Source organism: Streptomyces sp. SAI-135, from assembly GCF_029893805.1.
In the GTDB taxonomy this organism is placed as follows: domain Bacteria; phylum Actinomycetota; class Actinomycetes; order Streptomycetales; family Streptomycetaceae; genus Streptomyces.
In genome coordinates, this window is record NZ_JARXYP010000002.1 from 9,233,129 (window position 1) to 9,258,767 (window position 25,639).

Annotated in this window: 23 protein-coding genes; 8 read left to right on the plus strand and 15 right to left on the minus strand. The window is 71.0% G+C overall.

Annotated elements, in window-relative coordinates; all coding sequences use genetic code 11:
- Positions 1–79: 79 nt before the first annotated feature.
- From M2163_RS46275 to M2163_RS46290, 4 genes are read right to left on the minus strand one after another with little or no spacing between them, the layout of a single operon-like run.
- The gene (locus M2163_RS46275; protein WP_280846837.1) at positions 80–850 is read right to left on the minus strand and encodes an SDR family NAD(P)-dependent oxidoreductase; all 771 of its coding nucleotides are present in this window, start codon (positions 848–850) and stop codon (positions 80–82) included.
- Positions 847–2,148 carry a histidinol dehydrogenase gene (gene hisD, locus M2163_RS46280; protein ID WP_280846836.1) on the minus strand — a complete coding sequence of 434 codons (1,302 nt, stop codon included), beginning with the start codon at positions 2,146–2,148 and terminating at the stop codon, positions 847–849. Before hisD ends, M2163_RS46275 begins: the two co-directional genes overlap by 4 nt.
- 28 nt (positions 2,149–2,176) lie before the next feature.
- Positions 2,177–3,112: a VOC family protein gene (locus M2163_RS46285; protein WP_280846835.1), complete on the minus strand. Its 936-nt coding sequence runs from the start codon at positions 3,110–3,112 to the stop codon at positions 2,177–2,179.
- Positions 3,109–4,071, minus strand: a complete 963-nt coding sequence (locus M2163_RS46290) for a fumarylacetoacetate hydrolase family protein (protein WP_280897163.1) — start codon at positions 4,069–4,071, stop codon at positions 3,109–3,111. Before M2163_RS46290 ends, M2163_RS46285 begins: the two co-directional genes overlap by 4 nt.
- 228 nt (positions 4,072–4,299) lie before the next feature.
- Here M2163_RS46290 and M2163_RS46295 point away from each other — a divergent pair, with 228 nt between their 5' ends.
- The 8 genes from M2163_RS46295 to M2163_RS46330 all read left to right on the plus strand — a co-directional run bounded on the left by M2163_RS46295 (position 4,300) and on the right by M2163_RS46330 (position 12,004).
- Entirely contained in the window at positions 4,300–4,596 is a 297-nt protein-coding gene (locus M2163_RS46295) for an antibiotic biosynthesis monooxygenase family protein (RefSeq protein ID WP_280897164.1), read from the plus strand.
- A gap of 31 nt (positions 4,597–4,627) precedes the next feature.
- Positions 4,628–5,752, plus strand: a complete 1,125-nt coding sequence (locus M2163_RS46300; RefSeq protein WP_280897165.1) for an FAD-dependent monooxygenase — start codon at positions 4,628–4,630, stop codon at positions 5,750–5,752.
- Positions 5,749–6,753: an amidohydrolase family protein gene (locus tag M2163_RS46305; protein WP_280897166.1), complete on the plus strand. Its 1,005-nt coding sequence runs from the start codon at positions 5,749–5,751 to the stop codon at positions 6,751–6,753. The genes M2163_RS46300 and M2163_RS46305 overlap by 4 nt, the downstream gene beginning before the upstream one ends.
- A complete protein-coding gene (locus M2163_RS46310) occupies positions 6,750–7,718 on the plus strand; it encodes a cyclase family protein (RefSeq protein WP_280897167.1) in 969 nt (322 codons plus the stop codon). Before M2163_RS46305 ends, M2163_RS46310 begins: the two co-directional genes overlap by 4 nt.
- An 8-nt stretch (positions 7,719–7,726) precedes the next feature.
- On the plus strand, positions 7,727–9,091 hold the full coding sequence (locus M2163_RS46315) for an FAD-binding oxidoreductase (RefSeq protein WP_280897168.1): 1,365 nt from the start codon (positions 7,727–7,729) through the stop codon (positions 9,089–9,091).
- A 3-nt stretch (positions 9,092–9,094) separates the two neighbouring features.
- On the plus strand, positions 9,095–10,051 hold the full coding sequence (locus M2163_RS46320) for a fumarylacetoacetate hydrolase family protein (RefSeq protein WP_280897169.1): 957 nt from the start codon (positions 9,095–9,097) through the stop codon (positions 10,049–10,051).
- Between the two features lie 151 nt (positions 10,052–10,202).
- Positions 10,203–11,186, plus strand: coding sequence for a LysR family transcriptional regulator (locus M2163_RS46325; RefSeq protein ID WP_280897170.1), 984 nt, complete (start codon positions 10,203–10,205; stop codon positions 11,184–11,186).
- Positions 11,187–11,233: 47 nt separating this feature from the next.
- Positions 11,234–12,004, plus strand: coding sequence for an SDR family oxidoreductase (locus M2163_RS46330; RefSeq protein WP_280846826.1), 771 nt, complete (start codon positions 11,234–11,236; stop codon positions 12,002–12,004).
- On the opposite strand, the gene M2163_RS46335 is transcribed toward M2163_RS46330, so the two are convergent.
- The 11 genes from M2163_RS46335 to M2163_RS46385 all read right to left on the minus strand — a co-directional run bounded on the left by M2163_RS46335 (position 11,979) and on the right by M2163_RS46385 (position 25,635).
- Positions 11,979–12,242: a hypothetical protein gene (locus M2163_RS46335; RefSeq protein ID WP_280897171.1), complete on the minus strand. Its 264-nt coding sequence runs from the start codon at positions 12,240–12,242 to the stop codon at positions 11,979–11,981. The genes M2163_RS46330 and M2163_RS46335 overlap by 26 nt on opposite strands.
- Before the next feature lie 323 nt (positions 12,243–12,565).
- A complete protein-coding gene (locus tag M2163_RS46340) occupies positions 12,566–13,339 on the minus strand; it encodes a hypothetical protein (protein WP_280897172.1) in 774 nt (257 codons plus the stop codon).
- 79 nt (positions 13,340–13,418) lie between these two features.
- Positions 13,419–14,951 carry an MFS transporter gene (locus tag M2163_RS46345; protein WP_280897173.1) on the minus strand — a complete coding sequence of 511 codons (1,533 nt, stop codon included), beginning with the start codon at positions 14,949–14,951 and terminating at the stop codon, positions 13,419–13,421.
- A complete protein-coding gene (locus M2163_RS46350; protein ID WP_280897174.1) occupies positions 14,948–15,376 on the minus strand; it encodes a VOC family protein in 429 nt (142 codons plus the stop codon). Before M2163_RS46350 ends, M2163_RS46345 begins: the two co-directional genes overlap by 4 nt.
- Before the next feature lie 6 nt (positions 15,377–15,382).
- On the minus strand, positions 15,383–16,153 hold the full coding sequence (locus tag M2163_RS46355) for an SDR family NAD(P)-dependent oxidoreductase (protein WP_280897175.1): 771 nt from the start codon (positions 16,151–16,153) through the stop codon (positions 15,383–15,385).
- A 1,064-nt stretch (positions 16,154–17,217) separates the two neighbouring features.
- A complete protein-coding gene (locus M2163_RS46360; protein WP_280897176.1) occupies positions 17,218–17,814 on the minus strand; it encodes a hypothetical protein in 597 nt (198 codons plus the stop codon).
- Positions 17,811–18,749 carry an ATP-binding protein gene (locus M2163_RS46365; protein WP_280897434.1) on the minus strand — a complete coding sequence of 313 codons (939 nt, stop codon included), beginning with the start codon at positions 18,747–18,749 and terminating at the stop codon, positions 17,811–17,813. The genes M2163_RS46360 and M2163_RS46365 overlap by 4 nt, the downstream gene beginning before the upstream one ends.
- 112 nt (positions 18,750–18,861) lie before the next feature.
- Positions 18,862–20,940 (minus strand): DDE-type integrase/transposase/recombinase, encoded by a 2,079-nt coding sequence (locus M2163_RS46370; RefSeq protein ID WP_280897177.1) that lies wholly within the window; start codon positions 20,938–20,940, stop codon positions 18,862–18,864.
- Positions 20,937–21,743, minus strand: coding sequence for a TnsA-like heteromeric transposase endonuclease subunit (locus M2163_RS46375; protein ID WP_280897435.1), 807 nt, complete (start codon positions 21,741–21,743; stop codon positions 20,937–20,939). Before M2163_RS46375 ends, M2163_RS46370 begins: the two co-directional genes overlap by 4 nt.
- A 220-nt stretch (positions 21,744–21,963) precedes the next feature.
- Entirely contained in the window at positions 21,964–23,376 is a 1,413-nt protein-coding gene (locus M2163_RS46380; RefSeq protein WP_280897178.1) for a DNA-binding protein, read from the minus strand.
- A gap of 399 nt (positions 23,377–23,775) precedes the next feature.
- Positions 23,776–25,635 carry an AAA family ATPase gene (locus M2163_RS46385; RefSeq protein WP_280897179.1) on the minus strand — a complete coding sequence of 620 codons (1,860 nt, stop codon included), beginning with the start codon at positions 25,633–25,635 and terminating at the stop codon, positions 23,776–23,778.
- Between the last annotated feature and the right edge of the window lie 4 nt (positions 25,636–25,639).

The window sequence follows — 25,639 nt, forward strand, 5'->3', positions numbered from 1 at the left end:
GGGCGGTGCCGGGGCCGCGCACGACGGCGAGGCGGGCGGCGCGCACGCCGTCCACCTCGCCGTTCGTGTTCCGTTGTGGTTACGCCGGTGCGATCATCCCCGCCGACAGGTCGATATCGGCCCCGCACAGGCCGGGCATCGCCAGCATCGCCAGGAGGGACCGGGCCACCTCGTCCTCCTCGACAAGACGGCCGAGCGCGGCTCGGGAGGCGAAGTCGCGTTCGGCCTCCTCGACGGTGCAGCCGGTCAGTTCGGCCGTGAGCCGGAAGTTGCGGTCCATGCGCGGACCGCGCACCGGCCCCGGGGAGAGGGAGTTGACGGAGATCCCCAGCGGGCCGACTTCACCCGCCAGCGTCCGGGTGAGCCCCAGCAGCGCCATCTTGGAGGCGGTGTAGGGGGTGCGGTTGAGCAGCGGGCGTTTGCCGCTGACCGAGGCGACATTGACGACGTCACCCCGGCCGGCCGCGATCATCGGCGGCAGGAAGGCCCGGCACATGAGGTAGACGCCGCGGACGTTGACCGCGAATACGCCGTCCCACTCGTCGGGTCCGATGTCGATAAGCGGACGCACCGGGCCCGCGACGCCGGCGTTGTTGACGAGCAACGAGACGTCCTCACCGGCCAGTTCCGCTGTGAGGGTGTCCACCGACGACGGATCGGAGACGTCGCACACCGCCGTGCGGGCCTCGCCGCCGTCCTTGGCCACTTGCTCCGCCGCGTCCGCGAGGGCCCGCTCGCCGCGGCCGACGAGGACGACCCGCGCGCCCGCGCCCGTGAGCGCCAGCGCGAACGCCCGCCCGAGCGGTCCGCCGCCGCCGGTGACGAGCGCCGTTCGGCCGACGAGCGTCATGCGGTGTTCCAGGGCAGCTCGTCCCCGGCGGCCCGCGCCGCCCGTACGTCCCCGGAGCGCGCGTGTCCCTCGAACAGCTCGACCCGCGAGGCCCGTCCGCACACCCGGCCGAGCAGGGCCTGCGAGGCGGTGTCGGTGACCTCCTGGTAGGTCACCGTCTTGAGGTACTTGCCCACCCACAGGCCGCCGGTGTAGCGGGCGGCGCCCCGGGTCGGCAGCACGTGGTTGGTGCCGATCACCTTGTCGCCGAAGGACACGCAAGTGCCCTCGCCGAGGAAGAGGGCCCCGTACTGGGTCATCCTCTCCAGCGCGAGCCGCGGCTCGGCGGTCAGCACCTCCACGTGCTCGAAGGCGAACTCGTCTGCGAGCGCGTACAGTTCGTCGACCGAGTCGACGACGTGGACCTCGCCGTGGTCGCGCCAGGCGGGCTCGGCGAAGTCGCGGGTCGGCATGCCGGGCACCAGCCGCTCGACCTCGGCGAGGGTCTGCTCGGCGACCTTGCGGGAGGTGCTGATCAGCACGGCCGGGGAGTCGGGGCCGTGCTCGGCCTGGGAGAGCAGGTCGACGGCGCAGACGAACGGGTCGGCCTGCTCGTCCGCCAGGACCAGGATCTCGGTGGGCCCCGCGAACAGGTCGATGCCGATCTGGCCGAACAGCTGTCGCTTGGCCTCGGCCACGTAAGCGTTTCCGGGCCCTGCGATCAGATTGACCGGGCGCATCGAGTCGGTGCCGACGGCCATGGCGGCCACCGCCTGCACCCCGCCGAGCAGCCAGATCTCGTCCGCGCCCGCCAGATGCATGGCGGCGACGGTCGCGGCCGGGATCTCGCCGCGGATGGGCGGCGTGCAGGCGACCACGCGCGGCACCCCGGCCACCTTGGCCGTGACGATGGTCATGTGGGCGGAGGCGGTCAGCGGGTAGCGTCCGCCCGGGATGTAGGCGCCGGCGGCCTGGACGGGGACGTGCTTCTGCCCGAGCCGCACGCCCGGCAGGGTCTCCACCTCGAACTCGCGAAGGGAGTCGAGCTGGTGGCGGGCGAAGGAGCGCACCTGGTCCTGGACGAACCGGATGTCGTCGATGACCTGCTGCGGCACCGACGCGACGATCTTCTCGACCTCCTCGTCGCTGAGCCGGAAGGAGCCGGGGCTCCAGTCGTCGAACTTCTCGGAGTACGCGCGCACGGCCGCGTCCCCGCGCTCGCGGATGTCCGCGATCACGCCGGCCACGGTCTCGCGGACCTGGTCGAGGGAGGCGGCGACCTGCGCCTTCGGCACGGCATGCTTCAGGATCTCTGCCACAACTGCGGCCTTTCTGCGGGTAATCGGATCAGACGGGGGGCGCTGCGAAGAGCACGTCGGGGTCGTTGAACTGCTCCTTGGCGACCGATTCGCTCATCGGGTCGGCGGTGCCCCACTGGTCCTGGGTGAGCGGGTCGTCGACGTCGTGCCGGCCCGGGTGCCACAGGTCCTCTTCGAGGACGGCGAGTTCGGTGGTGTACTCCACGGTGTTGCCGTGCGGGTCGTGGAAGTAGGAGAAGGTGTTGTCGCCGGCAAGGTGGCGGCCCGGCCCCCAGGTCAGCCGGGTCCCGGCGCGCAGCGCCCGGCCCGTGCCGCGCATGTACTCCTCCACCCCGCGCATCTCGAACGAGGCGTGGTGCAGGGAGACGTGGGGTCCGCGGGCGATGGCGAAGGAGTGGTGCAGCGGGCTGCACCGCAGGAAGTACATGAGGTCGCCCATGTGCGTGGAGTACAGGGTGTCGGTGAGCCGGAAGCCGAGGTGCTCGACGTAGAAGTCGCGCAGTGCCTCGGGGTTCCGGGAGTTGACGACGCAGTGGGAGAGCCGTACCGGAACAGCCTCCCGTTCCTCGACCTTGCGGTGGGCGCGGGTGGCGACGTCCGCGGAGACCTCGACGACCCGGCCGTCCGGGTCGAAGAACCGCAGCCCGTAGCCGCCGCCCGGGGTGTCCAAGTCCGTGGGCTCGTGGACGAGTTGGACGCCCGTCCGGCCGAGCCGCAGCGCCAGCTCGTCCACCGCCGCCGGCGACACCGCCCCGAAGGCCACCAGGTCCATGCGCTTGCGCTGGTCCTCGCGGACGCGCACGACGTACTGCTCGGGGCTGCCCTCGGCTGCGAAGAAGGCGATCCCGCTGTCGTTCGCCACTTCCGTCAGGCCCCAGGTGGTGCCGAAGAAGGTCCGCTGCCGCTCGAAGTCCGGTACGGCCAGGTCGACATGGCGCAGATGGGTGATGGGCTGGAAGCTCATGCGTGGCTCCTGACAGTGTTGCGCTGGAGGCCCAGTCCCGTGATCTCCGCCTCCACGACGTCTCCCGGCGCGAGGAAGACGCCCCAGTGCGCGCCGTTGCCGGCCGGGGAGCCGGTCAGCAGCAGGTCGCCCGGGAGCAGGGTGGTGGTCGTGGAGACGTAGGCGATGAGCCGCGGGATGTCGAAGATCATGTCCTTGGTGGACTCGTCCTGCCGGACCACGCCGTTGTGGCGCAGGGTGATCCGCAGGTCGTTCGGGTCGCCGACGAAGGCGGCCGGGACGAGGAAGGGGCCGGTGGGCAGGAAGGTGTCGGCGTTCTTGGCCGTGAACCAGTCGGTGCCGATGGCCTTCAGGTCGGGCCGGTAGAGGCGGTCGCGGGTGGTGAGATCGTTGCAGATGGTGTAGGCGGCCACGTGGCCCAGCGCCTCGTCGGCAGGGATGTCGCGGCCCGCCTTCCCGATGACCAGGGCGAGTTCGAGCTCCCAGTCGTGCTGCTCGCCGAGCGCCGGGAGCACGATGTCGTCGTAGGCGCCGCACATGGCGCGCGGTGAGCCGAGGAAGACGTAGGGGACGCCGCCACGGAGCCGCTCGTCCATCATCTGCTCGGCGTCCGCGCGGGCCTCCTCGGGGGTGGCGCCGTGCACGCTCTCCTTCTCGGCGGCGACCAGATCGACCACGTGCTTGCGGTAGTTGGCGCCGCTCTGCAGGATCTGGCCCGGCTCGATGGGGGGCAGCACGCGCACCGCGGACAGGTCGTGCCAGGGGCCGTCGGCGGACCGGGCGAGCTCCTCCAGGCAGGGCAGCCAGGCGTCCCAGTCGGTAAGCAGGGCGCGGGTGGAAGGCACATGGCCGGACAGGTCGCGCACGCGGGCGCCGGTGACCAGGCCGGGGAAGGGGGCGGCACCGGCGCGGAAGGTGCCGAGCGCGAACGGTCCGGCGTGGGTGAGTGGATCGGGCACGGGCGGCTCTCCTCGTACGGGTGGGGTCGCCTTCGACGCTAGGCATCCCGCACGGGTGGCGGAAATGGCCGTTCGCGATGCCTGCCATCACGGGCCCGCCCGGCCCTGAACCGGGCCTCCATCGTCGTGCGGGATGGATGACGTCCCCCTTGCCGATGACTCCATCCGTTGACCGTGCGTCGACCGTCCGCGCAGGCTCGGAGCACCCCACCACCCGAGGAGAGACACGTGGTAGTCGAGCATGCCCTGCTGACCGTGGAGGCCGGCCGGGAGGAGGAGTTCCAGGAGGTCTTCGGCAAGGCCCGGCAGGTACTGGCCGAAGCCGACGGGTTCCACTGGTCGGAGCTGCTGCGCTGTGCGGAGCGGCCCCGGACCTTTCTGTTGCTGGTCGGCTGGGAGTCGGTCGAGGCGCACACCGTCGGCTTCCGCGAGTCCGACCGCTTCGGCCGCTGGCGGGCCCTGGTCGGCCCCTTCTTCGCCGAGCGGCCGGCCGTCGAGCACTACCACGCAGTCAGCCCGCGCTGACCCGTCCCTCCCTACGCCCCAAGGATCGCCCATGCCCGTACAGAAGGTGCTCGTCGTCGGCGGCGGCATCACCGGAAGTGTGCTCGCCCTCGCCCTCGCCCAGCGCGGCGCCGACGTCGACCTCGTCGAGATCTCCCCCCAGTGGTTCGGTGTGGGCCACGGCATCACCATCCAGGGCAACGCGCTCAAGGCGCTGCGCTCGATCGGCGTACTGGAGCGGGTGCTGGAGCGGGCGGTGCCGTTCGACATCATGCGGCTGCGCCGCGCGGACGGCTCGCTGATCACGGAGCTGCCCACCCCGCACACCGGGGGCCCGGACCTGCCCTCGACGGCGGGAGCGCTTCGCTGCGACCTGCAGAGCGCGCTGTGCGACGCGGTGTACGCGCACGGCGTACAGGTCCGGCTCGGACTGAGCGCCGAGCGGCTCGACCAGTCGCCCGGCCACGTCGACGTGACGTTCACCGACGGCTCCACCGGCCGCTACGACCTCGTCGTGGGCGCCGACGGCATCAACTCGGCGATGCGGGCCCTGATCGGTTTCCCACACCGGCCGCGCCCGGTCGGCATGTCGATCTTCCGGGTGGTCGCCCAGCGCCCCGCCGAGATGGACTGCGCCGAGGTGTACTACGGCGGCCCGCGCTTCAAGGCCGGCTACAGCCCCATCTCCCCCGAGCAGTGCTACGCCTACCTGCTGGACGAGAACCTCGACGCCTCCCTGGTCGGCTCGCGCGCCCCACTGGCGCTGATGCGCGAGCGCGGCGCCGGCTACGACGGCACCTGGGGCAAGATCATCGCCTCGCTGCCCGACGACACGGCGGTGGACTACCGCTGGATCGAGGCGGTCCTGGTCGACGAGGACTGGCACCGAGGCCGGGCGATCGTGGTCGGCGACGCGGCACACGCCTGTCCGCCGCTGATCGCGCAGGGCGCCGCGATGTGCGTGGAGGACGCGGTGCTGCTGGCGGAGCTGGTCACCGGGGACGAGCCGCTGGAGCGGGCCCTCGGCCACTTCATGGCACGGCGGCTGCCGCGGGTGCGGTTGGTGCTGGAGAATTCTCTCCAGCTCGCCGAGTGGGAGATCCATCCGGGCACGCCCGGCGCCGATCCCGCCCGGATCATGTCGGAGACCCTCGAGTCACTGACGGCGGCGGCATGAGCAGGCCGGTCGTCGACTTCCACGGCCATGCGGCCGTCCCGGCCGCCGACGCGCTGGTCGCCGGCACACCGGGTCTCGCCGCCGAGCTGGCGGCCGAGCAGCGCGCCCACTCCCCGGCCTCGCTGGCCGCCAACCGTGCCCAACTCCAGCGGCTGGCCGGTAAGTTGACGAGCGTCGAGGAGCGTCTCGCCGACCTGGACGCGATGGGCGTGGACGTGCAGGTGGTCGGCCCGATGCCGATGCACCACTACTGGGCCGAGCCCGACCTCGCGGCCCGCCTCGCCCGCACGGTCAACGAGGCGGTCGCCGCGCACTGCGGTGAGGCCCCCGAGCGGCTGTACGGGCTGGGTACCGTCCCCCTCCAGCACCCGGACCTCGCCGTCGCCCTGCTGGATCGGGCGGTCACCGAACTCGGCCTGTACGGCATCGGCGTGTCCACGAGCGTCGAGGGGCGGGAGCTGGCCGATCCGGCGCACGACGACGTGTGGCGCCGGGCCGAGGAGCTGGGCGCGGTGGTCTTCGTCCACCCCTGGGGCTGCTCCCTGGGGGAGCGGCTGGCGAGCCACTACCTCGGCAACACCGTCGGCCAGCCCGTGGAGACCACGGTCGCGCTCTCCCACCTGATCTTCAGCGGGGTCCTCGACCGCTTCCCGCGGCTGAAACTGGTGGCCGCGCACGGCGGCGGCTATCTGCCGACGTACATCGGACGCTCCGACCACGCCTGGCGGGTGCGCGGGGACGCCCGCGGCTGCGCCGAGCCGCCGAGCAGCTATCTGCGCCGGATGTGGTTCGACGCCCTCGTGTACACCCCGAGCGCCCTGCGTCACCTGGTCGAGGAGGTGGGCGCCGACCGGGTCGTGCTCGGCACCGACCACCCCTTCGACATGGGCGTCGACGACCCGCTGGCCCGCCTGGACGCGGCCGGACTCGCCCCGGCCGACCGTGCCGCGATCGCCGGGGGCAACGCCCTCGACCTGCTTCTGAAAGGACGTACCCGATGACGCTCGGCCCGATCGAGGAAGAGCTCGCCAAGGCTCGTGCCGCCTACCGCAACTGGGGCCGCTGGGGCGAGGACGACGTGCTGGGCACGCTCAACTTCATCGACGACTCGCTCCGCGCCCACGCGGCGGGGCTGGTGCGGCGCGGGCGGTCCTTCTCGCTGTCGCTGGAGTTCAACGAGGACGGTCCGCAGCGCGGCTTCCGCGGCCGTATCAACCCCGTGCACTACATGAAGGACACCGGCTCCGACGCGGCGGCGGGCACACAGGGCTTCCCGCACGGCTTCGGCGGCGCGGACGACCACGTCGTGATGCCCCTCCAAGCGTCCACCCAGTGGGACGGGCTGGGGCACATCTACGACAACATGCAGGCGTGGAACGGCCGTCCGTGCACCATCGTCGACGGCAACGGCGACTCGGTCACCGGCATCGAGCACATGCGAGACGCCTTCACCGGGCGTGGTGTGCTGCTGGACGTGGGCCGCGCGGTCGGCGACGGGCACGGCGAACTCCCGGACGCATTCCCCGTCCTGGAGGAGCATCTGCGCGCCACGATCGAGGCGCAGGGCGCCACCTCCTCGGTCCGCCGCGGCGACCTGGTGCTCGTGCGCACGGGCCAGATCGGTCGGGTACGGCGGCTCGGAGAGTGGGGCACCTACGCGGCCGGCGACGCGCCGGGCCTGTCGTTCACCACGTTGGGCTGGCTGCACCGCACGGAGATCGCGGCGATCGCCTCGGACACCTGGGGACTTGAGGTGCGGCCCTACGAGTTCGACGAGCCGGCGATGTCCCCGCTGCACCAGATCGCCATCCCCAACATGGGCCTGCCGCTGGGCGAGATGTGGGACCTGGAGGCGCTGGCGGAGGACTGCGCGGCCGACGGCGTCTACGAGTTCCTGCTGGTCGCCGCGCCCCTGCCGGTGACCGGCGCGGTGGGCGCCCCCGTCAACCCGATCGCGATCAAGTGAGCACCGCCATGAACCGATTCTCCGGCACCCTGCACCTCCCCGGCGACGAGAGCTTCGAGGAGGCCTGTCTCGGGCGGGTCTTCAACGCCCGCCGCCCCACCGACCGCAGACCCGCGGCGGTACTGGAAGCCCGCACCGAGGCAGACGTCGTCGAGGGCGTGCGCCTCGCCCTGGAGCGCGGCTGGCAGGTCGCCGTCCGCTCCGGCGGGCACAGCTGGGCCGCCTGGTCGGTGCGCGGGGACGCCCTGCTGATCGACCTGGGGGGCTTTCGCGAGATGGCGTACGACCCGGACACCCGGATCGCCACCGCCACCCCCAGCGTCAAGGGCGGCGACGAACTCAACCCGTTCCTGGGCGGGTTCGGACGCTTCTTCAACGGCGGCCACTGCCCCTCCGTCGGCATCGGCGGCTTCCTGCTGCAGGGCGGGCAGGGCTGGAACGCACGCGGCTGGGGGTGGGCGGCGGAGAACATCGTGGCGATCGACGTCGTCACCGCCGAGGGCGAGCTGGTGCGCGCGGACGAGACGCATCACAGCGACCTGTTCTGGGCGGCGCGTGGCGCGGGGCCGGGCTTCTTCGGTGTCGTCACCCGCTTCCACCTGCGCACTCGCCCGCTGCCCGGACACCTCGCGCACACCGTGCACGCCTACCCCCTCGACCTCTTCGACGAAGTCATGACGTGGCTGCACGAGGCCCACCACACCGTGTCGGACCTCGTCGAGATCGTCGCCGTGACCCAAGGGCTCCCGGAGTACGACGAACACGTCCTGCTGGTCACCGGTCTGTCTTTCACCGACACCCCGGAACAGGCCGCCGAGGCGCTGGCGCCGCTGCACGCCAACCCGTACGCGGACCGTGCGCTGTTCCGCGTGGAGGCCAGGCCCACCACGCTGGCCGAGCAGATCCACGGCCAGCGGGAGGCCAACCCCGAAAGCCACCGCTACTTCGTGGACAACGCCTGGCTGACCGGACCGGCCTCGGACGTCGTCCCGGCCATCCGCAAGGCCTTCACCGAGCACCCGACCCCGCAGACCTTCACCATCTGGTTCTCCATGGCCCCGCTGCGCGGACTGCCCGACATGGCCTTCTCGTTGCAGTCGGAGATCTACTGCGCCACCTACGTCGTGCACGACGGGCCCGAGCGCGACGCCGAGCTGCGCGCCTGGCTGGACGAGGCGATGGCGGCGATGCAACCGGTGACGGCGGGCCAGTACCTGGGGGATTCCGACTTCACGGTACGGCAGTTGAAGTTCATGGGCGACGAACAGTGGCGGCGGCTTCAGGAGATCCGGGCCGTGCGCGACCCCAAGGGCCTGTTCGCCGGATACCTGAGCGCGGGAGCCGTCACCAACACCAACCACTGGGAGCAGTGAGCCATGCGTTTCGCGACATACGAGTACCAGGGCGTGGAGCGTGCCGGGGTCGTGCGGGACGGGGTGATCCACCCGCTGCCCGAGGGCGTCACCGTCCTGACGCTGCTGGAGCAGGAGGCGCTCATCGCCGCCGGGGCCGAAGCGGGGCGGGAACGAAGCGAGTTGACGGTGGAGCAGGTGCGGCTGCTGCCGCCGCTCAAGCCGCCCTCGATCCGGGACTTCGTCGGATTCGAGGCACACATCGAGGGCGTGTCGAAGTCGCTGGACGGGCTGGAGCACGTGCCCGAGGAGTGGTACCGGGCGCCCAACTTCTACTTCACCAACCCGCACGCGGCCTGCGGCGCCCACGACGACGTAGCCGTCCCGGCGGGCTGCTCGGTGCTCGACTTCGAGCTGGAGGTGGGCGCGGTCATCGGGCGCGCCGGCCGTGACCTCACTCCCGAGCGGGCGCGCGAGTACATCGTCGGCTACCTGGTCTTCAACGACTGGTCGGCGCGCGATCTGCAGAAACTGGAGAAGAACCTGGGGCTCGGCTTCTCCAAGGGCAAGGACTTCGCCAACACCCTCGGCCCCTACCTGGTCACCGCCGACGAGGTGGCGGACCGGCGGGACACGGACGGCTTTCTCGACCTGGAGATGACGGTCACCCTCAACGGTGAGCTGATCGGCCGCGACACGCTCGCCAACTGCTCGTGGACCTTCGAGGAGATGGTCGCCTACGCCGCCCGTGACACCTGGGTGCGCCCCGGGGACGTCCTCGGCTCGGGCACCTGCGGCTGGGGAGCGCTGGCGGAGTTCTGGGGCCGGCTCGGCGAGCGGACCCCGCCGCCGCTGACGCCGGGCGACGAGGTGACCCTCACCGTGGAGCGGCTCGGCACCGTCTCCAACCGGGTCGTGGCGGGACGCACCGACGCCTACCTGCCGCGGGCCCGCAAGCGGGGGCGCACCCCACGACCGTAACCTCCCACGGCGCTGACCTGCGCACATCCAGGGATCCGATAGCTGCTATCGGATCCCTGTGAGTTGTGGCCGGGCCCCTTTCCCGACGGCGGGCCCGTGGTTACCCTCCGAATTCACCGAGCTTCAACGACGCGGCCGGAAGGAAACACCCATGGGTCTCGGAGCCATCGACCTGAATCTTCTGGTGGCGTTGGAGGCGCTCCTGGAGGAGAAGAACGTCACCCACGCCGGGGTCCGCCTGTCCACCAGCCAGTCCGCCATGAGCGGCTCCCTGGCCCGGCTGCGCCGCCACTTCAACGACGAGCTGCTGATCCGGGTGGGCCGGGAGTACGAGCTGACGCCGCTGGCCGAGCGGCTGCTGCCGGTCGTACAGGCCTCGCTGCACAAGGCGGAGGAGGCCCTCTCCCTGACCCGGCACTTCGCCCCCTCGCGCAGCCGGCAGCGCTTCTCGGTCGTGATGTCGGACTATGTGATGACCGTGCTGGTGGAGCCGCTGCTGCGGATCATCGCCGAGGAGGCGCCCGGCGTCCGCATCGACTTCCACCCGATCATCGGCGGACAGCTGGAGAACGAGACCCACCTGCGCTGCCACGACCTGATGGTCGTCCCGCTCGGCTACCAGCTGCCGGGCGTCAGCGAGGCCGTCATGCACGACCGGTTCGTCTGTATCGTCGACCCGCGCAACCCCTGGCTGCGCGACGGCCGGCTCACGTTGCAGGACCTGGCGGAGATGCCGCACGCCACCTGCGCCCTCGGCAAGAGCCACACGCCCGCCGAGCGCCAGTTGGAGACCCTCGGCATCACACCGAAAGTGCAGGTCAGCACGCCCGGCTTCAGCGTGCTGCCGTTCCTGGTCAGCGGCACCGAACTGGTTGCGCTGGTGCCAGAGCGGCTGGCCCTGCGCTACGAGTCGTTCGCGGGCTGTGCCGTCGTACCGACACCGTTCCCGGACGTGCCGCTCGTGGAGGCCATGTACTGGCACCACAACCGCCACTCCGACCCCGCGCACCGGTGGCTGCGCGAGACCGTGCGGCAGGTCGGCGCCTCGCTGGAGAAGCCGTCGCCCGCGGAGATCGCCCCGGTGGATGCCAGGCATGCAGAAGAAACGTTTCCGGAGCTGAGTGCGGCTTCCTAGCGTGGACGGGAGGAATCCCATCCCGCAGGCACCCCACTGGAGGAACCGTGAGCCGTACGCGTCTGGCGGGCCGCACTGTCGTCGTCACCGGAGCCGCACAGGGCCAGGGGGCCGCCGAGGCCGAGGCGGCCGCCCGGGAGGGCGCGACGGTGATCGCGACCGACGTCCTGGACGAGGCCGGCGAGAAGCTCGCCGCGTCCCTGCGCGCCGACGGCCTGGAGGTGACCTTCCGGCACCTGGACGTGACGTCACCGCAGGACTGGGCCGCGCTCGCGGCCGGCCTGGACGTGGTGCACGGCCTCGTCAACAACGCCGGCATCCCGATGCGGGCGCGCCTCGGCGAGGTCGCACTCGCCGACTTCAACCGGGCGTTCGCGGTCAACGCGACGGGCGCCCTGCTCGGCATCCAGGCCCTGGCGCCTTTGATGCCGGCGGGCTCCTCCATCGTCAACGTCGGCTCGGTCGCCGGCCTGACCGCCCATCACGCGGTGGCCTACACGACCAGCAAGTGGGCGCTGCGCGGGCTGTCGAAGGTGGCGGCGCTGGAGCTGGCGCCACGAGGCATCCGCACCAATGTGATCCACCCCGGGTACATCGAGACCCCGCTGATGGCCTCCGCCAACCCGGTGTTCGTGCGGGCGCACGTGGCGATGACACCCCAGGGGCGCGCGGGCACCGTCGACGAGGTGGCCCCGCTGGTCGTCTACCTGCTGTCGGACGAGGCGTCGTACGTCAACGGCGCGGAGATCACGGTCGACGGCGGGTACGCGGCACACGGCGGGGTCAAGGCCATCACGAACGCGCTCGACGGGCCGTGACCGGCACGTCCGGCTTCGGCCGCGGAGCCGGACGCCCGCGCAGCACGACCAGGGGCAGGGGGCAGACCACCCCGGCGAGGGCCAGGACGACACAGGCCGTGAAGGCGGCCCGGTAGCCCGCCGTCAGCGCGGTGAGCCGGTCCGGGCCGCTCATGGACGACACGGCGACCGAGGTGGCGACGGCCACCTCGCAGGCCCCGCCGGTCTGGAAGCCCGCCGTGTTGATGCCGGACGCCACCCCCCGACTCCTGTTCCCCACCCCGGTAAGGGCGGCGGTGACCGGCGACCGCGCAGGCGCCGAGCCCGGGTCCGAAACCACCGGCCCCCGCAGCAGGTCGGGACGAACCCGCCGTCCGCCGGCACCCCGGTCGGCAGCACGCTCCCCGCACCGACCAGCAGCAGCCCGCCGACCCCGACCGGCCGCGCGCCTGTCCGACCGACCGAAGATGACCAGGTTGGCGCCGCCGACGGAACGGGAGCGCAGCAGCGCCCGCGGCACACGAGGGTCTGCGGAGCGGGCCTCGACGCGGCTGTAGAGCGCGGCGAGCGCCGCGGCGGCCATCAGGCAGGACGAGAGGCCTGGCCGACAGCCGGCCGTTCCGGGGGGCCTCGACGACGGCGTACACGCAGGCCGGCAGCGCGGCGGTGGCGGTGAGGGGGTCGGCCGGGTCGTATGAGCGGACCCCGGCACGCGGTACGGCTCTCGCGCAGCAGCACCGGCGTCAGACCCAGCAGTAGCACGGCCACGGGGACGTTCAGGAAGAGGACCCACCGCCAGCCGAGGCTGCCGCTGCCCGACCAGACGGCGAGGGCCTGGTTGCGTTCGTGCCCCTCCTCGCAGGTGTTCACCAGCAGGGGCAGCGCGTTGGGCACCATGACGGCGACCGGCACGCCCTGCCCGGCACGCGCCGCGATGAGCACACCGGCTGTCCAGGCGAGCCCGCACAGGCGCGGCGACAGCCCGAACAGCAGCGCGCCGGTCATGCCCGCGCCGCGGCGGCGGAGCGTGCCGTTCATCGGAGCCTCCCGGTGGGGCGAGGTGGTGTCTCCCACCGACGAACACGCCCTGTGCCGATCGACACTCGGCGAGCCGTTTTCGCAGGAGCTTCCCTCGGTGTCGTTCTCGAACAGCTCCAGTGCCCGCTCGTAGGCCTCGACGGCCTCTCGCTCACGGCCGCCGCGGCGCAGCAGGTCGGCGCGCGTGGCGGACAGGAGGTGCCAGCCGGTCAGGTCACCCTCCCGCTCCAGCTTCGCGACCGGGGCCAGTCCCGCCTCCGGGCCGTACGCCATGCCGACGGTCACCGCGCGGTTGAGGCGGACCACGGGGGAGGGCACGAAGCAGCCGGCGGAATCGCCATACAGGTACGCCGACGGGCCGGGACGTGTCGCCCCGGCCCGTCGACTGCGGTGTGCGCTACGCCGACGCCGTCTGCACCGTCGGCTCTCCCGCGCCCACCGCGGTCCGCGCGGTGTTCTTGCGCACCAACAGCAGCGTGACCAGCGCGCCCAGCAGCGATGCGCAACCGCAGACCACCACACCGACCGCCATGCCGTGCCCGAGCGCGCTCTGCGCGGCGGCCCGGGCGCCGTCGCTGCCCGCGTTGACCACGGCCAGCGGTCCGGCGGCCGCCTCCATACCCGCGTCCGCGCCGCTGAGCTTGCCGACCAGGACGGAGGAGGCGGCGCTCATCGCGACCGTGCTGATGACCGCCGGGCCAAGGGCCTGGCCGAACTCTCGCACCAGGCTGGTGGCGCCGCTGGCCATGCCGGTCATGCTGAGCGGTACGGCGTTCACCGCGGCGGAGGTCAGCGAGGAGACCACGCAGATGAAGCCGATGCCGAGGAGCAGGACCGGGCCGATGAAGGCGGCCAGGGACGTGGTGGTGACGGGCAGCGCGGCGATCCAGAACTGGCCCGCGGCCATCGGCAGCAGCCCACCCATCAGCAGCCAGCGCGGCTCGACCCGGGTGAGCATCTTGCTCAGCACGGGCGCCAGCAGCAGCGGGATCGCCTGCAGGATCACGAACGGCATGCCGGCCCGGAGCGCGCTCAGGTGCATCACGGCGCCGAGCCGGATGGAGACGCAGTACGCGGTGCCGATGAAGCCGAACATGCCGGCCAGCGCGACGACGGCCGCGGCGGCGAAGGACGGGATCCGCAGCAGGTCCAGGTTGAACATCGGCGACGCCGACCGCTTCTCGGCGACGACGAAGCCGACCAGGGCGACGAAGGCCAGGGTGAGCGTGCCGACGATCGCCGGGCTGCTCCAGCCGCGGTCGCCGCCCTCGATGACGCCCCACAGCAGCGCGGACAGGCCGACGGCGATGCTGATCTGGCCCGGCCAGTCCAAGGCGCGGCCTTCGGGTGCCTTGGAGTCGGTGACCAGGAACAGGCAGCTGACCCCGACGACCAGGCCGAGGACGACCGGCGGCACGAACACCCAGCGGAAGTCGGCAACCGTGGCGAGGATGCCGGAGGACAGCGGACCGATCGCCGAGGCGAGGGAGATGCTCAGTGCCCAGGTCGAGACGGCTTTCGCACGGTCCTTCTCCTCGGGTGTGGCAGCCGCGATCACCGCGAGGGAGCTGGGGAAGAGCGCGGCGGCGCCGACACCGGCGAGGGCCTGGCCGATCCAGAGCATGGTGATGTTCTGCGAAGTGGCGTTGAGGAGTTCGCCGAGCGCCAGGATGAACCCGCCGAGCACCAGCAGTCGCTTGCGGCCGAACAGGTCGCCCACCACACCGAAATTCAGCTCGAGAATGGCGGTGGGCAGAATGAACGCAGAAGTGACCCAGGCGACCTGAGAGCCCGACGCACCGAATGCGGCCTGAATGTTTCCGTTGATCGGTGAAGGCACCGTAATACACAGCTGCGCCGCCGCCACGGCCAGACAGCAGGCTATGAGCGTCCCTTTGTCGAGTCTTTTCAGGGAGATCGATTCCGTCATCGTGTGTGCCCTCGCTCTGCGTTCTTCTCTATGAGTTCGATGAGATTTCCCTCAGGGTCGGTGACCCAGGCCATGCGGATGCCGGGCTCTGGAGAGGGGCCCGGGGGCACGGCCTCGCCCGCTCCGTGGGCCACCAGGGCCGTGTAGAGGGGGTCGAGTTCGGGGGTGGTGACCGCGAAGTGGCCGTATCCCTCGGTGAGGGCGGCGGTCAGCGGGTCCGGCGCTCTCAGGCCGGGGGCGGAGCCGGGTCTGGCGAGCAGTTCCACACGCCAGCCGTGCGGATGTTCGAGGACGACACCGCGCAGGCCGGGCCCTTCGAGGTGGAACTCGAAGACCGTCGTCAGTCCGAACGCCTTGGTGTACCAGGCGGTCAGGACGTCCAGGTCGCGTACGTTGACGCCCACGTGGTCGAGTCGGATGGTCACGGGCGCTCAGCCCGCCATGGCGCTGTCGCCGCCGTCGACCATGAGGTTGGCGCCGTTGACGAAGGCGGCCTCGTCGGAGCAGAGGAAGGCCGCGACGCGCGCGATGTCCTCGGGCTGCCCGACCCGGCCGACCGGGATCCGCGCCTCCAGGTGGGCCTTGGGCCCCTCGGGGTCGTCCAGGAAGGGCGCGGTGGCCGCGGTGCGGGTCATGCCGGGCGCGATGGTGTTGACGCGGATGTGGTGCGGGGCGCCGGCCGCGCACAGGTGCTTGCTCATCGCCAGCACCCCGCCCTTGGCGGCGCCGTGCGGCACCATCGGCAGGAACGGCGCGCCGCGTACGGCGGCCACGGAGGCGACATTCAGGACGGCGCCGCCGCCGCGCGCGATCAGGTACGGCCAGGCCGCCTGCGTGCAGAAGTACGGGAGGTCCAGCTCGTTCCTGATGGTGAAGTACCAGTCGTCGGCCGGCATCGTCTCGAACGGGCCGTTGCGCAGCGCCGAGGCGTTGTTGTACAGGATGTCGATCCCGCCGAAGGCCTCGACGCCGGCCTCGATCCACTCCCGTGCCCCGGCCTGCGTGGACAGGTCCACGGGGGCCACGGACCGCATGACGCCGCCGGCCTTCTCGACAAGTTCCACGGTTTCGGCCGCGGTTTCCTCGTCGATGTCACAGCCGAATACGGTGGCGCCCTCCGCGGCGAATACGAGTGCCGCGGACCGGCCTATTCCGGCCCCCGTTCCACTGATGAAAGCGATTTTCCCGGCCAGTCGACCCATGATTGCCCAAGTCCCTTGTTCCCGTGCCGCCGGAGTGCGGTGGTGGCAGCGTAGGTAGGGCCCTGGGCCGGAACAAGAAATCGGTCAGCGAAAGGGCATCGGGCGTTCGTATGGCTGGTATGCGGCGGGCTCAGTCCATGTCGAGGACGGGCTTGCCGCGCAGCCTCCGGTCCGCGAGCGTCTGCACGGCGTCGCCGATCTTGTTCCACGGTCCTCTCCAGCCCACGGGGCCCTCAGCTTCCCGACTGCGACGAGGCCAAGCAGCCGTCCCGAACAGCACGTACACGCACCCGCGCCTCGGTGTTCAGGGTCGCTCCCGCGCCAGCGCGGCCGGCCACATCGCGACGTCGAACTATCCCTTCGCGCCCCCGGAACACCCCGACATGCACGTGCCCCAGCGCGCACGGGCGCCTCGGTCGCCGTGGGTCTTCGTCATGATGGCCTGGGTGGCCGGCCACCAGCGCCGACCGAGCCTGTCCATGCCCTCGGCGGCCTTCACACCGATCCGGCCGATCGGTGTCCGCGCCCGGTGATCATGGTTGGTTGTTAGGTCTCTGAGCTGGGGTGTTCAGTTGGCTGGTTGAGGCTGGGGGTTCCTTGTGCCCGGGGCGTCCGTCGTTGGAGGGGACGGGGTTGTGGTGTTGACGTGCGGTTTTGATGTGTTCGGTGGCTGCTGGTCATGTTCTTCGATTGTGTGAGTGGGCGGTGGGGTGGCAGTGGGTGGGCGTCAGCGGGGTTGCGGTGTGGTGGCTTGGTAGCGGTCTTGGGCGGGGTGTTGGTTGCTGTTGTGGGGTGACCAAGCGGCTGTTGTGGGGCGGCTAGCAGGTCGGGTTGTGGCTGTCAGGGGTTTGCCTGTTCCTGTGGTTGAGAGTGCGGTAGTTGGTGTGGTGGGTGGTTGTGAGCTGGGGTGTTGGGGGTTTTATGAGAAGGGGGCGGACTCCTTCTTGAAGTTTCGGCGGTGGTAGATGGGTTGTCTGACCTGGGGTTTTCGGGGTTTTGATAACGGTGTTGTGGTGTGGGTGATGGCGTCCTGCATCTAAAGGTCTGGCGGGTGTTTGTGCTGGTCAGCGGCTTAGGGCGGTGTCGAGGTCGTGTGGGGGCCAGTTGCCGGCGTGTGGGGGGCGGTGGTGGAGGAGGGTCTCGAGGAGGTGGAGGTAGCGGCCGTAGCGGCCGGGTGCGGGGGTGAGGGGGAGGCCGAGGGTGTCGAGGGCGTGTTGGACGCGCCGGTCGTAGACGGCCATCCGCTGGGGTGCTGCTGCGGTCAGGACGGCGGAGGCGAGGGCGTCGCCGGTGCGGAAGCCGGGCAGTTCCCCGATGATGCCGCGTCCTGTGCGGGCGGCTTCGCTGCGGGTGAGGGTGGTGTCGCGGACGGCGGTGACGGCCCGTTTGGTGACGGCTCGTACGCGGGTGTCCGGCAGGGACATGAGTGCTGTGACCCAGCGGGTTTGTGCGGAGAGCCGTTTCCAGACGACGAGGGCGGCGATGTCCGTCTTGCCGAGGCTGCCTGTGTGTTCGGTGCGCTGCGCAACGTCGTGGAAGACCTCGTCGTAGTGCGGTGAGACGCTGGCCAGGTAGTCGGCGCGGGCCGGGGCCAGGGCGTCCCAGGCCCTCTTGTAGAGGGCGCCGGACCCCTTGTCTGCGGGCCCGTCGGGGTGTGTCACGTGCGGGGTTTTCCTGTTCTGGCGTTCGGGCGGGTGCGGGGGCGGTTTGCTTCTTCGGCGAGGTGGTCGAGGGGGATGGCGTCGAGTGTCTTTTTGGTGATGCGTTCGGTGCCGTCGCAGAGGGCGGTGATGGCGGCTTGGCGGATGAGGCGGGCGAGGCTTCCGATGCGGCCGGCGGTGCGCTGGTGGAGGTAGGTGGCGTGGCGGGTCAGGGTGTGGGGGGTGTGGTGGGTGAGGTCGAGGGCGTTTTCCATGTCGGTGATGAGGCTGGCGCGGCCGGCGAGTTGGGCGCCGCGGACGCCGGTGAACAGGGGGGTTGAGGTGACGTCGATGCCGGTGTACACGAATGTTGCTTTGATGCGTTCGGTGAGGTCCTTGAGCAGGTCGGTGGCTTCCGCGCCGGTGGTGGTGCGGGGGTTGAGGCGGTGGATCTCGTCGATGAGGACAAGGCGGACACCGGCGGCGGTGTAGGTGTGGCAGACGGCCTCGGTGATCTGGTTCTGGGTCATGCGGGTGGTGACGGGGATGCCGAGGTAGCGGGCGAATTCGGTGGCGAGGGTCTTCGCGGTGGCGCCGGGCGGCACCAGCAGGTACGCGACCGGTGCCTGCTGGTGGGCGCGCCCGGCCGGGGCCGGGTGTTTGCGGAGGTGGGCGAGGTGGCAGGTGCGCCCGACCTCGAGGAGCGCGGTCGTTTTCCCGGCGGCGGCGGGGCCGGTGACGATAAGTGAGGGCCGGGCGGTGGTCTTCTGGCGGTGGCCGAGCAGCATCAGGGTGCGGACCTGGGTGGCGAGGGTGTGGATGGCGGGGGTGCGGACGGTGACGAACTGGGAGTGGTAGGCGAGGCGTTCCTCAAGGCTGCGGGGTGGGTCGCCGGGCTGGGGCGGGGTCAGGGGTGGGGTGGTGGCGAAGTGCTGCCAGCCCTGCCAGGTGGTGATCGGCCACTGCGGTTCGCTCTCATGGACGTGCGGACAAGGGGATGCGGCGGAGGTGGGGGCAGGCTGGCCTGCCGGGCTGGGGGAGTGGTGGCGGTGGTGTGCGGGGGATTGGTCACCAGTTGAGTGCTTCCTGGGCGGGGTCGTAGAGGCCGAGTCCGGTGTAGGGGACGGGGGCGTCGACCTCGTCGCCCGGTTCGTCCTCGCCGTGGGCCTCGGTGTCATCGGGCGGGTCGTGGCGGCCGTCGTCGTGCCGGCCGTCGGTGGGGGGTGTTTTCTGGGGTGCGGTGCGGGTGATCAGGCGTTGTTCGCCGGGGGTGGCGGTGTGGGTGCGGGCGCGGCGCATGAGCTGATCGAGGGCGTCGGCGAGGTCGGTTTCGTGGGTGTCGCGGTCGCCGCTCACGCGGGTGGTGATGGTTTTGATGTGCTGCCAGGTGGCTTTGTTGAAGGGGGCGTGGATGTGGTCGCGGTGAATCCAGGGGATTTCGGTGAGGTGGCCGTCGGGCAGGCGGAGGTAGATCTGGCGGGCGTCGTGGGGGTTGGTGTGGATCTCCCATTTGCCGCCGCGGGCGGTGATGGGTGAGGGCTGGCCGCGGTAGGGGGTCAGGCAGTCGTGGTCGTAGGTGCGGTGGTCGAGGCGGATGCCGCGGGCGGTGATGGCCTGCCAGCGCACCGGGAGCAGTTCGAGGTAGTCGTTGCCGGTCAGGGGGAGGGGGACGTGGCCGGTGACGGCGATGAGGGCGGCCCACATTTGGTTGGGGGTGAGGGCTTTTTTCGGCAGGGTGGGGTGGCGCAGCCCTTCGTGGGGGCGGTGGTGGTAGTGGATGAGCCATTCGTCGAGGAGGTCTTGCAGCTGGGCGATGCTGTAGCGGGCCTCGGTTTCGGCGTCCGCTCCGCGGCGGGTGACGTCAGATCCGGTGTAGCCGGGCAGGTGCTGGCACAGCAGCTGGTTGATCGTGTGGAAGGTGCGCTCGACGATGCCTTTGGCCGCGGGGGCATGCGGCGGGGTGGGCTGGACGCTGATGCCGAGGGTTTCGCAGGCGGCGGTGAACGCTGCGGACAGGTAGATCTTGCCCCGGTCGACGACGATCGTCTCGGGCACCACGACCGGCCGGGCCGCCGCGCCGTGAAGGCGTTCGTCCAGGGGGAGCAGCCGCTTGAGCTGGGGGAGCGGGGTGTGGGCCAGGCGCAGGGCGTTCGGCCAGGTGGGGCGGGCGGGGTGCGGGACGGCCATCTCGGCGAGCAGCAGGGCGGCGTCGACGGCCTGGGTGGGCCCCGGGCGCAGGACGGCGGCGAGGATGGCGCGGGTGGCGACGTCGACGGCGATGGTCAGCTCGGGCCGGCCGGTGGTGGCGTCGTCGAAGACGGCCATCACGTCCAGCCGGGTGGTGTCGACCTGCACCTGCTCGCCGGGCCGCAGCGTCACGGTCGGGGTGAATGCCCGCCAGCCGGCCGGGGAGTTGCCCATGCGGGCGGCACGGTGGGGATGTTCGGCGGGGCCGGCGAGCTGGTGGACGAGGCGGTAGAAGGTGGCCTGGGAGGGCAGTGGCACCGTGCCGTTGCCGTGCCGGTCGGCAAGGACCTGCGCGACCAGGGGCATCAGGCCTTTGACGGTGCCCTTGGAGCGGCCGCGCTGGCGGCGCAGGGCTTCCTCGATCGCGGCGATGACCCGTGCGTCGGCGCGCCCGGCGGGGCTGGGCCGGCGGGTGGTGCGGTGGTCGACCAACACCCACAGGCCCTGTTTGCGGTAGGCCAGCCGCATCCGCTGCACCGTCGTACGGGAGATGGTCCCGAAGCCGCTTGCGGTCAGCTCCGCAGCCTTGGCCTGCTCGCGCTGGGCGAGCGTGAACCGGCCGGGGTCGTACGCGGCCCGCGGCACCCCGGTTCCGGGTCCGTCGGGCAGGCCGGACTCCACCTCGCGGATGTGCCGCTGCCAGGCCAGCGCCCGGCGGCGCGCGTCCTGGGGCGCGGTCTCGAACAGACCCCACTGCGTCACCGCCTGCGGCGTCTGGGCGCCGACGATGCAGAAGGTCGCATCGGCGAACAGGTGCCCGGCCAGCACGCTCTCGTCCGCGCTCTCACCCGCCAGGTGGATGAGCTGCCCGGCCACAGCGACGACCTGCCAGGTGGACTCCCGGAAGCGGACGTGCGCGCCGACCTCGAGCACCGGCCTGCCGGGGCGCGGCCCGCTCACCTGCCGCCCCCGCGGCGGCGGCCGTTTGCGCGCGCCGCGCCACCGGTGCTGTCCGCCGCGGTGCGGTCACCCGCCGACACGCTGCTCGAGGCGAGGCTGCCGCTGCCGCTGGGTGGATGGTGCGCCCTGCTGGTGGCGGGGCTGATGAGGGCCCGCTCCTGCAGCGGCACGTCCAGGGGGGTGGTCAACTGCCCGTGCCACAAGGCGTGGAAGACGGCGGGCAGGACCTCGATGGGGTCGCCGACTGCTTTGGCGCCCTCGATCAGCGGCCGCGGCCGCGTGAACGCTTCGAGGACAGCGGGCATGAGGCCCAGGCGGCCGGCGTTGCGGGGATGGCGGTAGCCGGCCAGCCATTTCAGGTTGGCAGCCAGGATGTCCTCCAGCGGCTTAAAGCGCCGGTAGGTCCAGCCGGCCTGCGCGCACGCCGCCTGGAGAACGGTGGCGGCCTGCACGGCCCGCTGTCCGCCGGCCTCCGGGCGGCTGGGGCAGTCGGCCAGCAGGGCGGTGCCGTCGCGGTAGCGGGCGAAGAGCTGCGGCGTCCACGAGCGCACCTGGCCGCGCCTGGTGCGCCACAGCACACGCACCGGCCGTCCGGCCAGGCCGATCACGTCGGGGTCGCGGTCCAGCACCATCAGCTGCGCCCGCATCGCGGCCGACCCGCATGCCACGTGCCGGCCTGTGGTGGCCGACCACCACAGGCCCGGCCCCCACCGCCGCCCGGGCACCACCGGGAAGGCCGAGGCCGGCTCTAACTCCTCGAAGGCCACCGTGAGGACCGCGTCCGCCCACCGCTGCTGCACCACCTGCCCGAGCGGGTCGAGGAAGACCGCCTCCCACCCGAACCCGGTATCGGTATCTGTCTGCCCGTGCGGTGTACGGCCACCCGCGGCCGCTGCGTCCTTGCTGCCCACCCGCCCCAGCCAAGTCCGTCCTGCCCGGGGCGCGGGCGGCTTCACCCATATTGATCACGCAGCGCCCGGTATCGATCTCATGCGATGGCGCGGCGCACCCGCACCGTCCCGGTCACACCCACCACTGCGCCACCGGCTGCTCGCCGTCATCATCGACGAGGACATCCGCCAGGACGTCGGCGGGCAGGCGGGCCCAGCGCGCCACCTCCTCCAGTGCCATCCCGGCGCCGAGGGCTGCCGCGGCGCTTTCGCGCACGGCCTGGTCGATCAGCGTGGCGGCATGGCCGAGCGTGCTCAGCAACTGCTGGGCAACGTCGGCGGTCTTGCCGTACTGCGCACCGCGCAGCTGGGTCAGCTGTTCCTCGGCGCCCTCGATCGCCCGGGTGATCAGCATGCGCTGCTCGGGAGGCACCACGGCCCGCCACGTCCGGCCCGAGCCGGGCGTCTTCTTCTCCTTGCCCAGCACGCGCAGTTGCCCGGCCATCGTCGCCGGCTGGTGGTCCTGGCGCAGCCACCAGGGATCGTTGTCGTAACCGGGTGGGCCGCCGGCCCCGCGGCGCAGGCGGATGACAGCGCCCATCCAGGAGGTTAGCGGGCCGCCGTAGTCGGTCGCGGCCACAGGTCCCAGCCACGGGCGCCCGACCCGCTCGCCGAGCCGGCGGCAGAACATCCCGTCGGCGGGCAGCGGCCGCGGCCGTCCGGCACCGCTGTCGGACCAGGCCAGCTCGGCCATGGCCGGATCCAGCAGCGCGTCCGCGACGGCCACCACCTCGGGGAAGACGGCCGCGTCCCGGCCCACGATCCGCCAACGGTCCAGATCCGTCCCGGCGTTGCCGCCCGCGACCTGGTGCAGCCGCCGCGGCCAGACGCTCTCGCGCTCCCAGTGAAGGGCCTGTTCCCACCACCGGGCCACCACCGCGTGCGCCAGCGCGAACACCCGCTCCGGTGCGGCCCCGGCTCGTACCGCCCGCCGCGCCACACCCGTCCACCGTCGCTGCGCCGCGACTACCTCCGGCAGCCCGCGCAGATCGAGGTGCTCCAGCGGCTGGTCGGCGTCCGCGTCCAGGAGCCATCTCCCGTGCCGCACGCACACGCGCTCCCAGAGCGGCGCGTACCGCACCGCCCGCACGCCTGTTCCCGTACGCCGGGCGGTGCACAGGCGGCAGCCGAACGCCGCCGGCCCGGCCACTGCGCCGGCGATCCGCCATGCCGCCGCCGGTGCCCGGTCCTGCCGGCCCGCCAGCTTGGCGTCCTCCTGGCCCCAGGACGGCAACGCCCGCGCCAGCACGTCTTCGGTGACGCCGCACAGGCCTGCCAGGAGTTGCCGTCCGGCTGCGTTCAGCAGTACCTCGGCATCCGCCCGCGTGCCCCCGCCGTCGTGCCCCGGCGGGTAGTTGCGCCAGTGCCAGGACGACCGCAACGCCTTGGCTTCCATCCCGTAGCGGCTCGCGACGCGGAAGATCAGCGACGAGGTCGTCTCCCCCTGCAGGGGGGCTGTCCGCAGGAGTCCGGGATGATGGGCCATGCCACTACGGTCTCGTGTTCGTCGATCCGTGCGGGCGTTTTCGCAGTCGACTGGCCGGCATCGCTTCTTCGGGACAGCGGTGACAGGCGCGGGAGGGTGCGCAGACTGGTACGGATCTCTACCTGTTTGGCCGGGTTCTCGCTCTGCCGATTGTCAGTGCTCCATGGGACTCTTTGAGTACGCCAGTGACGGACCGAGTGGAGAGTGTGGGGTGCGTGCCATGGCCGTGCGTGTTCGGCATATAGATCCACCCGCGCCGTCCGGGTGCCGGTGGTGCGGTGAGGAAAAGAGCAGACACGGCCGACGGTGGGTGGCTTCTGCGGGAGTGCACTCATGGGAGGCGCCTACCCGTGAGCAGCGTCTGAGCAGGATGAAAGCCCGCCGTACAGCGCGGCTGGCTCATTCGTCCTCGGACCAGTGACGCAGCCCGGCCTCGCTGGCCACCCTGATTGCGTCATTGAACGACTTCACCAGGGCCGGCGGAACATCTGAGGGCTGCCGCAGTCGCTGTGCCAGCTGGACGACCATGCTCTCCTTTTTGCGGGGAGCCTGTTCGGAGTGCTGGAACAGCAGGGTGTGAAGCGACTTGCTGAACTTGCCGGTGCTGCGCAGGTCTGCGACGTCCTTGGGCGTCCACTGCTGTTCGTCCGTGCGAGGCCATTCGGCGTTCATGGTGTCGGCCCACTGAACGTCGCTGAAGACGTCCTCCAGCTCGTTCGGGTTTCCGAGGAAGAGACAGTCTTTCTCGGTGAAACCGTACTTTTCTAGGCGATTGAGGCTGAATTCTCTCTCCTTGTCGCGGATCGAGTCGCCATCGACCAGGAACAAGACGGTGCGCCTGTGCTTCTTGAGGAATTTGGCGAAGTTGAGGGCACCGTCATTGCCCTTGCAGTCCCACAGTGCGATGCCTGCGGACTGGATGGGGTATCCGAACGCGAGCTTGAACAGGATGGGTAGGGCTGCGTACTCCGTGGGGCCCTCCACACCGACGAAGCAGCGTTCGTGCAACAGGACACTGTTTCGAAAGCCCAGGGAGAGGGCCATGTTCGACATGAACCGGCGGGTGTCTTCGTCGTCGTCTTCCGCACCGAGGGACTGTACGTAGGCACGTCCTTCCCGGCTGTTGAGGTGCACGATGTCTTGGATGTCGACGCCGTCGATCAGGTTCAGTGAATGGGTGGCGACGATCACGGTGGACTGAGCGGCCGACGCCGACACCTTGATCATCTGCATGATGCGGCGCTGGTGGTCGTAGTCCAGATGGGTGTCGGGCTCGTCATAGGCGATGATCACGCCAGGGCCCTCGTCGGAATCCTCCGACAGCAGTTCCTGACTGGCTTCCCACAGCGCCAGAGAAACTCGGCGTGACCGGCCAGAGCCTGCTGCTGTCAACGACACGGCCCGCTGGCCTGGAGCCGCTGCGGTCAACGACAGGCTGTTGACGGTCGGCCGGAACTGGACGCCCGGATCCACGGTGAAGGCATCGAATGCGCACCGCTCCTCGACCAGCTTCTGCAACCGGATGACGTCGTCTTTGAGGAGAGCGGCAAACTCCTCCTCCAGATCCGTGATCTTCTTCCGGGTCTCCTCCCGCAACGTGTACTCACGCAGCTTGGCCGTCAGGATGCTGCGTACGACCGCTTCGGGAGACTCGGCCGCATCCCCCTTGAAATACAGCAACTGAGGAAGTGCAGAAGCGACCGCCTCGGGTGCTGCGACCCAGTCGGTGACTTTGTCGTCGGTGCCGGCGGCGTGCTCCTTGAGCAGCTCTGCCCAGCTGTCCTTCACGTTCGGCTTGCCCTCGGGCAGCTTGAGCCCAAGTTCAGAGGCCAGTTCCCTCAACTCGCCGGCCTTCAGAGGGGCGATGTCCCGCAGGGCCGGATTTCGCGGCACCTCCGTCAACCACTCCAGACAGCTGCGCCCACCCTCCACATGGCGCCGGCGCACCCGCAGAAACGGTCCCGTGTCGAGCGCCTTCTCCTCCGCCGCAGAAAGAGCGAATCTGCCCTCGACCGTGACCGTGCGCTGTTCCTCGTCCTGGTCCGCGGGCAACGCTGCGCGCACGGGCTCGGCCTCGGCGAAATCGGAGATGTCGCTATCGATGATGCTGCGTTCACCGAGCAGGACCGCGATCGCATCCAGCGTCGCTGTCTTCCCACAGTCGTTGTGCCCGGTCAAGATCGTCTGCTTGTGGATCGGAATGCTCTCGACGTGGCCCAACGAACGGAAGTTGCTGACGCTGAGTTCGACGAGTCGCACGCTG

What these genes read in the sequence shown, in the direction of transcription:
- M2163_RS46275 (WP_280846837.1), bottom strand. Translation starts at nt 850, where the DNA reads ATGACGCTCGTCGGCCGAACGGCGCTCGTCACCGGCGGCGGCGGACCG.
- M2163_RS46285 (WP_280846835.1), bottom strand. Translation starts at nt 3,112, where the DNA reads ATGAGCTTCCAGCCCATCACCCATCTGCGCCATGTCGACCTGGCCGTA.
- M2163_RS46300 (WP_280897165.1), top strand. Translation starts at nt 4,628, where the DNA reads ATGCCCGTACAGAAGGTGCTCGTCGTCGGCGGCGGCATCACCGGAAGT.
- M2163_RS46305 (WP_280897166.1), top strand. Translation starts at nt 5,749, where the DNA reads ATGAGCAGGCCGGTCGTCGACTTCCACGGCCATGCGGCCGTCCCGGCC.
- M2163_RS46310 (WP_280897167.1), top strand. Translation starts at nt 6,750, where the DNA reads ATGACGCTCGGCCCGATCGAGGAAGAGCTCGCCAAGGCTCGTGCCGCC.
- M2163_RS46315 (WP_280897168.1), top strand. Translation starts at nt 7,727, where the DNA reads ATGAACCGATTCTCCGGCACCCTGCACCTCCCCGGCGACGAGAGCTTC.
- M2163_RS46320 (WP_280897169.1), top strand. Translation starts at nt 9,095, where the DNA reads ATGCGTTTCGCGACATACGAGTACCAGGGCGTGGAGCGTGCCGGGGTC.
- M2163_RS46325 (WP_280897170.1), top strand. Translation starts at nt 10,203, where the DNA reads ATGGGTCTCGGAGCCATCGACCTGAATCTTCTGGTGGCGTTGGAGGCG.
- M2163_RS46345 (WP_280897173.1), bottom strand. Translation starts at nt 14,951, where the DNA reads ATGACGGAATCGATCTCCCTGAAAAGACTCGACAAAGGGACGCTCATA.
- M2163_RS46355 (WP_280897175.1), bottom strand. Translation starts at nt 16,153, where the DNA reads ATGGGTCGACTGGCCGGGAAAATCGCTTTCATCAGTGGAACGGGGGCC.
- M2163_RS46380 (WP_280897178.1), bottom strand. Translation starts at nt 23,376, where the DNA reads ATGGCCCATCATCCCGGACTCCTGCGGACAGCCCCCCTGCAGGGGGAG.